The 13,904-nt window shown below is 43.7% G+C and carries 12 protein-coding genes; 3 read left to right on the forward strand and 9 right to left on the reverse strand.

Features of this window, described 5'->3' with window-relative positions; all coding sequences use genetic code 11:
* Positions 1-2 precede the first annotated feature (2 nt).
* On the forward strand, positions 3-962 hold the full coding sequence (locus GDZ68_RS14155; RefSeq protein ID WP_153722957.1) for a TIGR01212 family radical SAM protein: 960 nt from the start codon (positions 3-5) through the stop codon (positions 960-962).
* Entirely contained in the window at positions 959-1,561 is a 603-nt protein-coding gene (locus GDZ68_RS14160; protein WP_153722958.1) for a class I SAM-dependent methyltransferase, read from the forward strand. Before GDZ68_RS14155 ends, GDZ68_RS14160 begins: the two co-directional genes overlap by 4 nt.
* Before the next feature lie 52 nt (positions 1,562-1,613).
* Here the strand turns inward: GDZ68_RS14160 and GDZ68_RS14165 are convergent, their stop codons facing one another.
* The 6 genes from GDZ68_RS14165 to GDZ68_RS14185 all read right to left on the reverse strand — a co-directional run bounded on the left by GDZ68_RS14165 (position 1,614) and on the right by GDZ68_RS14185 (position 7,320).
* Positions 1,614-2,336, reverse strand: coding sequence for an SDR family NAD(P)-dependent oxidoreductase (locus GDZ68_RS14165; RefSeq protein WP_153722959.1), 723 nt, complete (start codon positions 2,334-2,336; stop codon positions 1,614-1,616).
* Positions 2,337-2,353: 17 nt separating this feature from the next.
* A complete protein-coding gene (locus tag GDZ68_RS18325; protein ID WP_255425150.1) occupies positions 2,354-2,485 on the reverse strand; it encodes a hypothetical protein in 132 nt (43 codons plus the stop codon).
* 122 nt (positions 2,486-2,607) lie between these two features.
* Complete coding sequence (locus GDZ68_RS14170) at positions 2,608-3,273, reverse strand: 3'-5' exonuclease (RefSeq protein WP_194841177.1); 666 nt, start codon at positions 3,271-3,273, stop codon at positions 2,608-2,610.
* An 82-nt stretch (positions 3,274-3,355) separates the two neighbouring features.
* The gene (locus tag GDZ68_RS14175) at positions 3,356-5,284 is read right to left on the reverse strand and encodes a DUF294 nucleotidyltransferase-like domain-containing protein (protein WP_153722961.1); all 1,929 of its coding nucleotides are present in this window, start codon (positions 5,282-5,284) and stop codon (positions 3,356-3,358) included.
* 128 nt (positions 5,285-5,412) lie between these two features.
* Complete coding sequence (locus GDZ68_RS14180; RefSeq protein WP_153722972.1) at positions 5,413-6,960, reverse strand: solute symporter family protein; 1,548 nt, start codon at positions 6,958-6,960, stop codon at positions 5,413-5,415.
* Between the two features lie 33 nt (positions 6,961-6,993).
* Positions 6,994-7,320: a DUF485 domain-containing protein gene (locus tag GDZ68_RS14185; RefSeq protein ID WP_153722962.1), complete on the reverse strand. Its 327-nt coding sequence runs from the start codon at positions 7,318-7,320 to the stop codon at positions 6,994-6,996.
* A 456-nt stretch (positions 7,321-7,776) separates the two neighbouring features.
* Between GDZ68_RS14185 and GDZ68_RS14190 the strand changes: the two genes are divergently transcribed.
* The gene (locus GDZ68_RS14190; protein ID WP_153722963.1) at positions 7,777-8,445 is read left to right on the forward strand and encodes a GntR family transcriptional regulator; all 669 of its coding nucleotides are present in this window, start codon (positions 7,777-7,779) and stop codon (positions 8,443-8,445) included.
* 15 nt (positions 8,446-8,460) lie between these two features.
* Here the strand turns inward: GDZ68_RS14190 and brnQ are convergent, their stop codons facing one another.
* From brnQ to GDZ68_RS14205, 3 genes are all read right to left on the reverse strand, one after another.
* Positions 8,461-9,828 (reverse strand): branched-chain amino acid transport system II carrier protein, encoded by a 1,368-nt coding sequence (gene brnQ / locus GDZ68_RS14195; protein WP_153722964.1) that lies wholly within the window; start codon positions 9,826-9,828, stop codon positions 8,461-8,463.
* Positions 9,829-10,313: 485 nt separating this feature from the next.
* Entirely contained in the window at positions 10,314-13,388 is a 3,075-nt protein-coding gene (locus tag GDZ68_RS14200) for an AAA family ATPase (RefSeq protein ID WP_153722965.1), read from the reverse strand.
* On the reverse strand, positions 13,385-13,904 hold a 520-nt coding region (locus GDZ68_RS14205), incomplete at its 5' end, for an exonuclease SbcCD subunit D (RefSeq protein ID WP_194841178.1). The genes GDZ68_RS14205 and GDZ68_RS14200, both read right to left, overlap by 4 nt.

Consider the following 13,904-nt stretch of genomic DNA (forward strand, 5'->3'; position numbering starts at 1 on the left):
CAATGAACACATCAACATTTCCGTTCCCTAGTGAAGGGAAACGGTACCATACATGGTCACGTCATTTAAAAGATACATTCGGATGCAAAATTGCGAAAGTCGCGTTGGACGCCGGTTTTGACTGTCCAAACCGTGACGGAACGGTGGCGCATGGCGGCTGCACATTTTGCAGCGTCGCAGGTTCCGGCGATTTTGCTGGAGACCGCGTCGATCCAATCAGCGTACAATTTGCGGAAATCAAGGAACGTTCGCAGCGCAAATGGAAAGACGCGAAGTACATGGCATATTTCCAGGCCTACACTAATACACATGCCCCCCTTCCTGTACTGAAGGAAAAGTTCGAAGCTGCACTGGCACAGGAAGGCGTCGTTGCACTTTCCATAGCAACCCGTCCGGACTGTCTTCCCGACGACGTTGTCGAATATTTGGCTGAGCTGAATGAACGTACTTATTTATGGGTGGAACTTGGATTGCAGACTGTCCATGAATCTACGGGCAAATTAATTAACCGCGCACATGACTTTGCCTGCTATCAAGAGGGTGTTGATAAGCTGCGAAAGCACGGTATCCGTATATGCAGCCATATCATCAACGGCCTGCCGGGCGAAACGGAAGAAATGATGATGGAAACCGCACAGGCTGTTGCAAAGCTGGACGTACAGGGAATTAAAATTCATTTGCTTCATTTACTAAAAGGCACGCCAATGGTGAAACAGTATGAAAAAGGCAAGCTGGAATTCTTGACGAAAGAGGCATATATCAATTTGGTCGTTGATCAACTAGAGATCATGCCTCCTGAGATGATTGTGCATCGGATTACCGGAGACGGACCTATCGATATGTTGATCGGACCGATGTGGAGTGTAACGAAGTGGGAAGTTTTGAACGGTATTGATGCGGAGCTGGAAAGACGGAACAGCTGGCAGGGTAAACATTATCTTCAAGAGGTGACAATCGATTGACAGACATTATTTTGCACCGTGTCCTGCCTATTTCAAAGCGGCTCATATCTGAACGGGTGCAGTCAGGAGAAACGGTAGTCGATGCGACTGCGGGTAATGGAAACGATACATTATTTTTGGCCGAACTGGTAGGAGAAAACGGCCGTGTGATCGCTTTTGATATTCAACAGAAGGCGCTTGATGCAACAAAGCAGCATCTTGGCGAGTTGGCAGGTCGCACCCGGCTGATTCTGGACAGTCATGCAAATGTCCGAGAATATGTGGATGGAGAAATTGGCGGAGCGATGTTCAATTTGGGATATTTGCCATACAGTGAAGACGAGAGCATCATTACCACTCCTTCTTCCACTATTGCTGCGCTCGATGCTCTGCTTGGCTTGCTGAAAAAATCTGGTATCATTACAATCACCGTGTATGACGGTCATGATGGCGGCAGTGAAGAGCGTGATGCGCTGCTTGCATATATCCGGACGCTGCATCAGGGAGATGTACATGCAATCCGCTATGAATTGCTGAATCAGCGCAGAAACCCTCCGTTTTTGATTGCTATGGAGAAAATGAGGGATTTTACGGAAGTGCGTAAAGTGGCTGATGAATAAATGAAAGCCCGTGAAACTGCTTAATTCAGCAATCACGGGCTTTTTGAGATTATTATGTCTGTCTGATATCTGAAATAGTTTCTGCTTCCAAGAAATTTGTTTCTTTCGTAAAGCGTAGTAATTGTCCGGCCGTTTCCTCAGCAGTACTTAGCTGACCCTGTTCTTTATAATTAACGAATTTTTCAAGATGAGGAAATTGTTCAGCTGATGAGGAACGGATAGTTTCCTGCATCCCCGTGTCAATAATACCCGGAGCGATAGAGACAATACCCACTGGATTGGCGGCTTGTCTCTGTTCAAGAGCCACAACTGCGGAAAACTGATCCAGCCCCGCTTTCGTTGCACAATAGATGCTCCAACCCTCATATGCATATCTTCCGGCACCCGAAGAGATATTCAACACTTTCTTTGTCCCCGTAAACTCTTCCAGAGAAGCAATAAAAGTATTGATTAATTGAATCGGTGCCGTCAAGTTCACTTGTACAGCCCGTTCGACTTCTTCAGCGGGCAACGCGCCGGTTAAGCTGATCGGATCGATGACTCCCGCGTTATTGATAAGAGTAAATGAACCCGCTTTGTCCAGATGACGCATCACAATTGATTTCAGCAGTGCAGACGCTTTCTCCGTATCCGTAACGTCAACCTCTTTTATATGCTCAAGCTGATCCGGATTTGAGCGGGCCAAGCCATATACCGCTGCGCCATCCTCACCGAATTGCTTGTACAGTTCCTTGCCGATCCCTTTCGAAGCCCCTGTAATAATCACTATATCCATTTCGAATCACTCCCCTATCATAACAAGCTGCTCATTGCTGCTATGTATTCATCCGCTGTTTTGTCCGGCAGCTCAAAAAAAAGAATCCAGCAATAGATCAAAATAGCGACCACGATAATAATCAGCAGTATCATCTGACGTCTGTTCAAAAAGTCACGTCCCTTACTAATTCTATACTGTCATAACTATAGCATAACAGGTCTGCAGCATTATGAGGACAAGCAAAAAAACCTGCATGTAAGATGGAATGAATGCAGGCTGGAAGTTTAAACTAGATTTGAGAAGCAAACTTATACGCCCCGCCATTTTTGATTCGAAGCAAATCTGCTAGTGTTTTAATGCCCTGCCGTTCAAGTTTCTTTAACAGCTCCGTAAATACATGTGCAGTAGTCAAAGCGTCCCCCAACGCACGATGCCGCTCGAAAACTTCTGTTCCAAACATTTTCGCGTAGTCTTCAAGATCCTGCTGCTCGCCCGAAGGATCTAAATAGCGTATCAAGTGCATCGTATCAAAAGAAGTCGGCATTTGGAATGTATATTTCTGCCTTCCTAATTCTTTCTTAATGACCATTTCATCAAAATTGACATGATGCCCCACCCAGCCGCCGCTTTTGTTTTTTTCAATGAACGCAAAATACTCTTCTATTGCGGTCAGCGGCATAGGTGCCTCGTCTACTTGTTCCTGCTTTATATTAGTTAATTTTTGGATTAAAGGCGGAATCTCTCTTGAGGGATTTACAAATGTCTGAAATACCCGGTCTGTGACTTGAAACCCTTCCACTTGCACCGCACCGATCTCAATCATACGGTCACTCGCTCCAATGGCGAAGCCTGTTGTTTCCGTATCAAATACAGTAAAACTCATATCTTGCAGCGGGGTATTCAGCTGAAGTGATTGCTGCAGCTCGTAGGTTAATTTTTTCTTCTTCCAAAACATGGTTTTGCTCCCTTTCTCTTTATATAGTACATTACGCACAAGGTGCACAAGGATTTTCATTCAAATTATATGAACTCGATATTTATAATTTAGACAGCAAATGAGATTGCAGCGCTCTGACTGTCTCTAATGTCGACCGCAGTTCATTTAATTCCCAGCGCCGAAGTTTCCGCAAATCGATTTCTGTTGAAATCTTTTCGTTACGCAAATGCTTTTCCCATGACATTGAAATACGTATACTCAAAGATATTTCGTAAGCATGCCGTATTTCTTCTGCAAAGTCTTTTGTGAATTTCTTCTTTTTCTGCAGCGCAGAGATGATCTCTAATGGAGTCGCATTAATTATTCCATTGCTCACACCCAAAATTTGCAGGCAATGATGCAGTGGGAATAGAGCATGCTTCTTTATATCAATGACGTCTGCTTTACTGCGACCACGGAAAATGGTCAAGAAATTCTGCTGCAGCTGCGGTATCGGCTTTTCTCTCTCTTGCTGAGCCATATAATAAATAAATGTTGAAGACTTTCTCAATTGAGTATTCACCATCTGCACAAACCGGTCATTTACTGACGGATCTCCGTAAAGGAACCGGAACGACAAAAAGTTATAGCCGAGCAATATCTGTTCAGGTGTCGACTGCAAAGCCCACTGACGAAGGCGCTGCTGCCATTCTCCCATCGTGCCGCGCCACTGTGATTCACTGGCCATCATGAACCCTTTACATCTAGTATACCCGGCTTGCTCCAAATGAACGACAATTTCATTGCCTAGAAGCTCAAAATACTCTTCAACCAGTTGTGATTTATTTTCCGCTGCGTCTTCATAAACAAGAAAGTGATCCTGATCTGTAAGCATAAATTGTTCACCGCGAGCACCGCTTCCCATTTGATACCAGGCAAACGGTACCGGAGGCGTGCCGGCTCCTTTACTTTCCAGCGATTCTAACGCGAGAAGAACACAGTGCTTCGCCAGGCGATCATAAAATTTCGTGATGATTTCCAAAGTGTGAATAGTAGAGATTTCATCTTGAATCAAATTGGAAAGCACATCATAAATTGCTGCTTTGACGACAGGAAGGTTTTCGAACGATGATTCTTCAATCGTCTTTAAGATATTCATTGAATTTCGATCACGTTTTGTAATAAGTGTGGCAAACGTGACGATCCCGACAGGTTTGCCTGCTTTGATGACCGGCAGATGTTTAATCCCGTGTTTGTAGAACTTGGAAAGTGCCTCATAATAGTAATCTGTCAATCTTACGGTATGCGGATTTTTTGTCATGACGTCTTTTGCGAGTAAACCTATTGATGAGCCTCTTCCCGCTATAACCCGTTCCACAAGGTCTTTTTCTGTGACAATGCCGTTCAATTTACCTGCCTGGTCGGTGACAATAATGGAACTGATCGAATGCTTGATCATCAGCTCTGCAATTTCTTGAACTTCTGCTTCTGCATGAATTGTTACCACCGGGCTGCTCATAAAATCCTGCACACGGCGCACGTATGGTTCACTTTCTCCGTATTCATCTGCCAGACGGACCTGCTCACCTAAAGATGTATACACGTTTGCGAGACGCATTGACATTTTGCGTAAAACATAATCGCGTACATTCTGGTCGTCCATTCTCTTCTTGATTACTTCATACGGCACCTGAAGGCAGATTGAGTTTTTCGCCACTTCCATATCAATATGATGCTTATCGAGAGGTCGTGCCATTTCGCCCAGGTAATAGGCAAAATTAGAGAATCCAATGATTTCGTTCTCCTGGACTATTTCCAGCATGACAGAGCTTCCATCCTGTCCTTCAATCTGCACTTCTGCAGAACCTTGAAGGATAATCAGCAGACCCTCCTGCGGTGTTTTGAAGTAATTGGACTTCTCAGCACGTTCATACAATTTTAACCTGCAGTCTATCAGCAGCCGGTCGAACTCCTCTTCGTCAGTATCCGCAAATAAAGGATTGTTATGGATCCTTTCATACAATGCACGATCTTTAATTGTCTGCAGCACATCAAAACCCCCTTTTGATCACATACACTTTATTTTACTAGTCGGCTGACAGATTCAGTACATAAAAAAGCTCCTCCCTCTGTGTGACAATCAGAAGGGGGAGCATTTCATGATGATACGACTGTTAATTAATTATCAAGCTCTTTGTATCCAGTTTCAGCTTTGAAACGCACTTCTGCATACGAAATTTCGAGCTCTTCGTGCTTCTTCGCGCTTAGAACTGTTCCAAGCCATGCTCCGAGGAACCCTGCAGGAACAGAGAAAATCGTAGGAAGCGAATACGGGAAAATCGGATTCCCTGTAAACAAGGCAGCTCCTGGAACCGGATTCCATACGCTCGGACTCATTGCTACAAGCACAAGTGCCACAATTAGCCCTGATAGCATCGATACCAACGCGCCTGTTGTATTGAATTTTTTCCAATAGATCGTCAATAGTATAGTTGGCACGTTTGCAGAGGCTGCAACACAGAATGCTAAAGACACTAGGAATGCTACGTTTAATTTTTCAGCGCCTAAGGCAAGAATAATAGAGAACACGCCAATTGCAATAGAAGCCCAGCGTGCAGCGTTAACCTGCTGTTTCTCAGTTACATTACCATTTTTGATAACTTGACCGTAAAGGTCGTGAGCAATTGCAGAAGCTCCAGATAGTACAAGTCCTGCTACGACAGCAAGGATTGTTGCGAATGCAACCGCTGCTACGAAGGATTCAAGTGCATTTCCACCGAGTACTCCTGCTAGCATTGGCGCAGCCATGTTTCCGGCAGCATTTTCCGCAATAATTGCATCTGCTCCAACAAATTTTGCAGCTCCAAAACCAAGGAAGATTGTTAGTACATAGAAAAGACCGATAATCCAAACAGAATAAATTACAGAAGAACGCGCCGTTTTTGCATCTTTCACTGTAAAGAAGCGCATTAAGATATGTGGAAGACCCGCAGTACCCAAAACAAGTGCCAGTAATACGGATATCAGGCCGATGGTATCTTTATACACGACCCCTGAATGAAGGAAAGCTTCTCCATGAGGAGTTGCTGTTCTCATTGCATCGAACATACCAATGAAATTAAAGTTGAACTTCATGAGCACCAAGAATGAGATAATGATTGTACCCGCCATTAAAAGCATAGCCTTAACAATCTGCACCCAACTCGTTGCAGTCATCCCGCCAAATAAAACATAAATCAACATCATCGTTCCTACGATTAAAACTGACATGTTATATGGTATACCAAATAGTAATTTAATTAGCGCGCCTGCACCTACCAGCTGGGCAAGCATATAGAACATAACTATTGTAATAGTATTTAATGCAGCCGCTCCGCGAACTTTCTTCGCACCAAATCGCGCACCAATCATATCAGCCATTGTAAACTTACCTAAGTTTCGAAGCGGTTCTGCGATTAGGAACAGTACCACTAAGTAAGCTGTCAGCCAGCCAATACTATAATAGAAGCCATCGAAACCATTTAGTGAAATCGCACCGGCGATACCCAAGAATGAAGCTGCTGATAAATAGTCACCCGCGATGGCCAAACCATTTTGCCAGCCGGTCAATGATCCGCCAGCTGTGTAAAAGTCGCTCGCAGTAGTTGTTTGCTTAGCAGCCCACCATGTAATATAAAGTGTCAGCGCAATAACTGAGAAGAATATAAGTATTGAAATAAAATCCATCTGCATTTGCAGGACCCCCCTTTTTTAAGACATTTATTTTAGAACATTTTTTTCTATAATCTTGTCTACATCATTATCAAAATGCTTTGCTTTATTCATATAGATAGAGGTAAATACCCAAACCATAATAAACATGGAAAATGCATAGACCCAGGTCCATGTCATATAGCCGATCGCCCGAGTTTCAAGAATCTTCGTATATCCTGTTAAAAGTGGAAGTATAAAGTACGCTGCGAAGAAAAAGATTACGTAAGGTCTTGAAAATGTCTGTTTGCGTTTGACTAAGGCTTTAAAGTCCTCTGTTGCAACGATTTTCTCATAGTCTAATGTGGATTTCCCACGAGTCGTTTGATTGCTCATTTGTTAATCCCCTTTCTATTTTATATACTTACTGAAAAAGTTGCCAAATCCCTCCACTTTCTCTGAAAACGCTTTCATCATAAAGCCAACTAGACAATATGTACCAGCGAAACAGTATTTTTATTTGTTATAGTACACATGTAAACAATACCAAATATTTACTTGATTTGCAATACCTTTTTTTGAAGATTTGTAAAATTTGATATACTAAGGTAAAGCAAGATTGGTATAGACATTAATCTAACAAAAGCCCGTGAAAGTTACAAGGACAATTTTAATTTTTCTTATTTTTAATTTTAAAAATGTAATAAAAACTCTATTTGAATTTCCATTTTTTGAACGAAAATAAATTGATACTGTTAAAGAACAGCAAAAAGATGTAGTATATTGTATATCGTTAGCATTTAGAAAATGCTCATTTAATGCACTCATTATAGAGAAAGATGGTGTGAGAAATTGCCTATACCTACTAATCACGCACAGCCGGTCCGTAAAACAGCCAAGGAAAACGCCTTCGGTCAACTGCAGAAATGGATTATTGACGGCACGCTTCAACCTGGCGAGAAATTAAATGATGTGGAACTTGCCGAAGCACTTGGCGTCAGCCGGACACCAATACGTGAATCCCTTCAGCTGTTGGAAGTGCAGGGTTTTGTCCAGATGTTCCCCGGCAAAGCTACTCAAGTAACGGAGGTCCAGCGGGAATCTATCTCTGAACTTCTGCCTCCGCTTGCCGCACTGCAGGCGCTGTCTGCGGAACTCGCCATACCCAATTTAACAGACAGTGTCATTAAAAAATTACGCGAAACAAATAAACGATTTGCTTTGGCAGTTGAGAAAGAAGATTATTTTCAGGCGTTGAAGATAGATGAAAAATTCCACCAGATTATTGTCGATACTGCAGCCAACACTTATATATCTTCCATGCTTGTGTCTCTGCAGGCTCATGTCCGCAGATTATTTTTTCATAATTCCATTATACTCACTTCCCAATCCATTTCGGAACACGAACAAATTATTGATTTAATGAGTGAGCGTGATGGAGAGCGAGTAACTAAAGTTATGAGGGAAAATTGGCTGCGTGCAATCGAGGAATTTCATTCAGTCGAGAAATTCAATTCTTAAAAAGAGGATCCGGCGTCAAGCCCGGATCCTCTTTTTATGACTGTTTTTATTGGACAGAACAACTGACAGCCCAAAGACAGCAGTTACAATCAGCACAGGTACCAGCCAGCCGATACCTTCTGCATAATATGGAATATAATCAGTGTACATTTTGTTTATCCAAGAAATCCATGCAGGCAGCTGATGATCGACCAATTTATAAAATTTCACGAGCGCTTCCACTGAACTGATCAAGAAGGCAGCAGCTGTTGCCGTTTGGTATACAAGCTTTGACTGATGAAACAACGGACCGGTGAAAGTCAATATAATCAGCACCATAGCGAGCGGATACAGCAAAACGAGTACCGGAAGTGAGAAATTGATAATATTTGCCAGGCCAAAGTTAGCGACTGTCAGACAAAACGTAGAAAATATCACGACAAACCACTTATAGCTGATTATGGGAATGATTGAATGAAAATATTCACCGCAAGCCGTCAAAAGTCCTATAGCTGTCGTGAGACATGCCAGCATAATGACAATTCCCAGCAGCACAAAACCGATAGAACCGAAGTAATACGAAGCCGTCTCACTTAATACCGCTCCCCCCGAGTTTACGTAGCCAATTGAATCAACTGAGGCTGCTCCGAGATAAGCGATCCCGAGGTAGATAATTGCGAGAAACCCTGCCGCCACAAATCCTGTTTTAGCAGTCGAAGTCAGTATTTGTTTTTTATCTGTGATTCCCATTGCCTGTACAGCTTTGATGACAATTATACCGAATACTAGTGATGCTAACGCATCCATCGTATTATAACCTTCCAGGAAACCTGTAAAGAAGGCGCCTTCAGTATATGGAATTTGCGCCGGCTGAACCATGCCCATCGGTTTGAATACTGTCATAGCGATGAGTCCGATTAACAGGATAATGATCAGCGGAGACAGCAGCTTGCCGACACGGTCCACAATTTTTGCTGGATTTAAAGAAAGCCACATGCTGATTCCAAAAAACAGCAGGGTAAATAAAAACCGGGCAAGAGCGACTGGGAAATCATTCAGAAATGGCGCAATCCCAATGTCAAATGCCACTGCCCCTGTTCTGGGCGCCGCAAAAAACGGGCCGATGGTTAAATAAAGGACAGAGGTAAAAATCAGCGCGTACAGAGGGTGAATCCGGCTCGCCAGTTCTTGAAGGTCTCTGCTGCCGGAATATCCGATCGCAAGGATTCCGAGGAACGGCAATCCGACGCCAGTGAATAAAAACCCGAGCATTGCTTTCCATGTATTTGTTCCCGCGAGCTGACCAAGCTCTGCCGGGAATATCAGGTTACCCGCCCCGAAAAATAATGCGAACAGCATGACCCCGATTACGAGGCTGGACGAGAATGATAATTTTTTCTCCATTTGCTAAAAATCCTCCTGTAGACAACAGTAAATTCATGTATGCAATATATTACATTTCCCCATCTTACGCTTTGTAAAACGGAAAATCAACTGCCTGCCGAATCATTTAATTTTTGGCTTTATTGCTAACTTACTGATTACTTTTCCGGAAATATTACTGTTGTTTTTTCGGGTATGCACAAATTCAATTCTTGACAAGTTGTTATGACCGTATTGCTAAAACATGCTGCTGTTTGACATGGTGTGAGTTTGCGGTTTAAACCTACTTCGGCGCTGGGGGATTGCCTTACGCTGTGAGTCTACTGGCGAAAAGGCGTACATCACTGCCCTAATTTCTGAAAAAACGTAGAAATACGGCAAAGCGAACCCTTCGCTGTTCGCTTTGCTCATGATATAAACTGTCAAGCACATATTTTGGTGAGGTGCTATTTGTTCAACGAGAAAAAGTAAAAACCGGCTGCACGTATGCCGCCGGTTCGGATCATTTATTTTATAACAAACTTCGTCTTGCTGTACCCTTCTTTCATTTTAGTTACTTGAAGAGTGGCGGGAATCGCTTCTTTCATTTCATCAATATGCGAAATGATCCCAATCATTCGTCCTGACTGCTGCAGCGCGATCAATGTGTCGATGGCTTTTTGAATCGCTTCCTCGTCTAAAGCGCCGAACCCTTCATCAATAAACATTGTCTCTATGCGGACAGCCCCCTGAAAGCTCTGAATGACGTCCGCCATGCCTAGCGCGAGACAAAGAGAAGCATTGAATTTTTCTCCGCCGGAAAGTGTCTTCACATCACGCGTCTGACCGGTATAAGCATCATGCACATCAATGCCGAGACCGCTCTGCTTGCCTCTTGTTTCCTGACGGTCGCTCCTGACCAGCTCATACTGGCCATTCGATACATCGCGCAGCCGGATATTAGCCGCCTGAATAATCCGCTCTAAATATTCAATTTGTATATAGCGTTCAAAAGATATTTTCAAACGGTTTTGACCACGGACAATATCGTATAAATTTGTGATCTTGCCATGAATTTTTTCCAATTCTACCTCGCGTTTTTTACTCGTTTCCAGCTCGATATGCAGTTCCTCTGCGGATTTTTTCCAGCCTTCAAACTGATTGAACAGCGCAAATGCCTGTTCATATTGATCTTTCAGCAACTCCACCTGCTGCTTCAGTGCTTGAAGGTCGATTGGCTGTTTGTCTTTCACAGACTCTTTCAATTCATCTAAAGCAGCCTTCAGTGTATGCAGGGTCTGTGTATACGTCTGCAGGCGCTGGTGAATATTCTGCCGCTCTTGTATTGGCAGCTTCACTCGCAGATAGCTCTCCTGTGAATCAAAGCCCTCTTCCATAAGACGTTTTTCAAATCCGGCCTGGCTCACCTGAAACTTTTCTTTCATTTCGGCTGCCGCCTGTTTTTCCATTTGCTCGCGGGAATCCATTTTCGTTTGTAATGTATGCACCTCCTGAAGCTTCTGCTGAATAGCATTCCAGGCATTCTCAAGCGCTGTGCTAACTGCTTCTTTTGTTTGAATCTTCTGCTGCAATGCCGGCAGTTCCTGAATTTCTTCAGGTATTTTTGAAATCGAGTGGTTGTATACGGCCAGTTTAGTTTTCCATTCACTTTTCGTTTCAGTATAGAGCAGTTCTAATTTTTTCATCTCAGCAATCAATTCGTTAATCGCAGTTTCTTCTTTTTCACTTGCTTCTTTCTTCTTCTTTACGGTTTCTCTGTTTTTTCGCAGTTGCCCGACTTTCATTTCAAGTGACGCTGCATCTGCTTTATAATCGCGGTCCATTACAATTTGCTGCTCTTTCAGCTCATGATCCAGCACCTCCAGCTGATTCAGAGCTTGCTGCAGTTCTGCATGCTTCGAATGAAATTGCTGTTCCTTCGCAAGCTGCTTTTGTTTCGCCTGATCCAGCTGCTGCTTTGTTATCTGCTCATTTTCTCCGCCGTCAGCTTTATTCGGGTGATGGCTGCTGCCGCATACCGGACAGTCCTCCCCTTCTTGTAATGAAGCTGCAAGCAACATCGCCTGACTGCCGATCCACTGACTTTCAAGCGCTTGGTAATCTGCTGCAAAACGTTCATTTTCCGCTTTTGCTTCAGTGAATTGCTGCTCTATTTCCATGACCTTATGACTTTGCTGTTCAAAGATTTGCAGTTGCTTTGCATAGGCTTTCACTGTTGCCAATTCATCTACATACGATTCATAATCTTCCAGCCCGGCTTCCAGCTGTTTAATTTCTTTTTTCTGCAGCTCTAATGAAGCCGTGCGCTGTTCAAGCTTATGCTGCTCTTGATTCATTTGTAAAGATGCTTGATTAGCTTTTTTCTCTAACTGTTCCAGATAACGGCGTTCATTGGCAAGGCCCGAAACCGCAGGCAGCAGACGGTTCAAGTCAGACAGCTCTTCTCTCAAAGCATTTCGTTCGCCTTCACGTGCTTGCTCTGTATCGTAAGATTCTTTGGCAGCAGCCAGTTGCCGGTTGGCATCTGCGAGAAGTGCAGCCGCTTCTTCATAACTCTTATTTTTCTTGAATAACTCAGATTCATTCGATTTTACTTGCAGCTCTAAATCCTCCAGGCGGGCCGCCCGTTCGGCTGCAAGCCAGCGTCTCTCAAGCTCAGCCATGGTCTCTTTCTGCGCATGCAGCTGCTGTAATTCAGTTTCACGCTTTTTAAGCTTCTCAAATTGATCATTGACAGAACTCGCCGCATGAAGTTCTTTTTGTTTTTCATCATGCTGGATGTAAAGTTTTGTATACTCTTCATGTTTCGCTGCAGACTGTTCCAGATAATAGGCTTGTTCTTCCTGCAACCCGGTAATCAGCTGATGGTAATTCGGATATTCTGCTTTCAGCTCTGTAAATAAAAGGGTCTGCCGCTCCGGCAGCTTGGCAGGAATCTGGTGAAGAACTGCGCCGCTCATCTGTTTTTCACGAAGATATTCCGAATTTGCCTCTTCTTTTTTCACTTTCAGCCGATCGGCAAGCTTCTGATAGGGCTCTGTCTTGAAAATTTTCCGCATGATGGCTTCCTTATTGGCTGTATCTGACGTAAGGAATTTTCGGAATTCACCTTGCGGAAGCATCATGATCTGACTGAATTGTGCATGCGTGAAGCCAAGCAGTTCTTCTACTTTATCATTCACTTCTGTAACTATTTGCCGGTCAGTTACCGGTATGGATTGCGTGCCGCTCTCTTCATATAATTCACAGCAACCGAGTGTGTCTGATTTATTCCCTTTCTTGCGGTAGGGAATCTGTCGCAGAACACGATATCTTCGCTGGTGAATATCAAATGTCAGTTCCACAGTCGTCTGCACATCGTCATCTGCAAACTGGCTGCGAAGCGCTCTTGTATCCGTCCGGTCTTCTCCACTTGCCTGTCCGTACAGTGCAAAGCAAATCCCGTCAAAGATCGTTGTCTTGCCTGCACCTGTCTTTCCGGAGATGACAAATAAACGATGCTCTTTCAAATCGTTGAAATCGACCGTCTCCTTATCTTTGTACGGACCGAAAGCTGTCATCGTTAATGTGATCGGCTTCATGCTTTGTCCTCCTCATTCGTGACATCCCAAAGCACTTCTGCAAATAACTGTTCTGTTTCAGGATCTGCAGGTTCGCCTTGCAGTTCTTTATAGAAGGATGCAAACAGGGACCTGTCGTCTTCTCTCTTCTCTGTGTTTACAGCAAAACCAAGTCCTTCACCGGAAGCCGGCAGAAGCTTGCGCTCAACATGCATCGCATTCGGATATACTGAGCGAACTTTTTCCATCGGCTGAATAATCGGCACGGTATCAAGCAGCTTAACGAATACATAATCTTCATTCGACGGCTGCTGCAACAAATCGTCCATCGCCCCTTCTATCGTCCGCATATCATGCAGCGGTTCAAGCAGTCTCTTCTCTATCTCTGCCTCTCCGTCTTCATGCAGATGGACAATTAGATAGCCTTTTTGATGATTTTCTTCAGATATAGAGTACTTTAAAGGAGATCCCGAATAGCGGATTGTTTCAGATCCGACCCAGTGCGCTCTATGTAAGTGGCCGAGAGCAGTATAATGA

Source organism: Sporosarcina cascadiensis, assembly GCF_009650995.1.
GTDB classification, from domain to species: domain Bacteria; phylum Bacillota; class Bacilli; order Bacillales_A; family Planococcaceae; genus Sporosarcina; species Sporosarcina cascadiensis.

What these genes read in the sequence shown, in the direction of transcription:
- GDZ68_RS14155 (WP_153722957.1), top strand. Translation starts at nt 3, where the DNA reads ATGAACACATCAACATTTCCGTTCCCTAGTGAAGGGAAACGGTACCAT.
- GDZ68_RS14165 (WP_153722959.1), bottom strand. Translation starts at nt 2,336, where the DNA reads ATGGATATAGTGATTATTACAGGGGCTTCGAAAGGGATCGGCAAGGAA.
- GDZ68_RS14170 (WP_194841177.1), bottom strand. Translation starts at nt 3,273, where the DNA reads ATGTTTTGGAAGAAGAAAAAATTAACCTACGAGCTGCAGCAATCACTT.
- GDZ68_RS14180 (WP_153722972.1), bottom strand. Translation starts at nt 6,960, where the DNA reads ATGGATTTTATTTCAATACTTATATTCTTCTCAGTTATTGCGCTGACA.
- GDZ68_RS14185 (WP_153722962.1), bottom strand. Translation starts at nt 7,320, where the DNA reads ATGAGCAATCAAACGACTCGTGGGAAATCCACATTAGACTATGAGAAA.
- brnQ (WP_153722964.1), bottom strand. Translation starts at nt 9,828, where the DNA reads ATGGAGAAAAAATTATCATTCTCGTCCAGCCTCGTAATCGGGGTCATG.
- GDZ68_RS14200 (WP_153722965.1), bottom strand. Translation starts at nt 13,388, where the DNA reads ATGAAGCCGATCACATTAACGATGACAGCTTTCGGTCCGTACAAAGAT.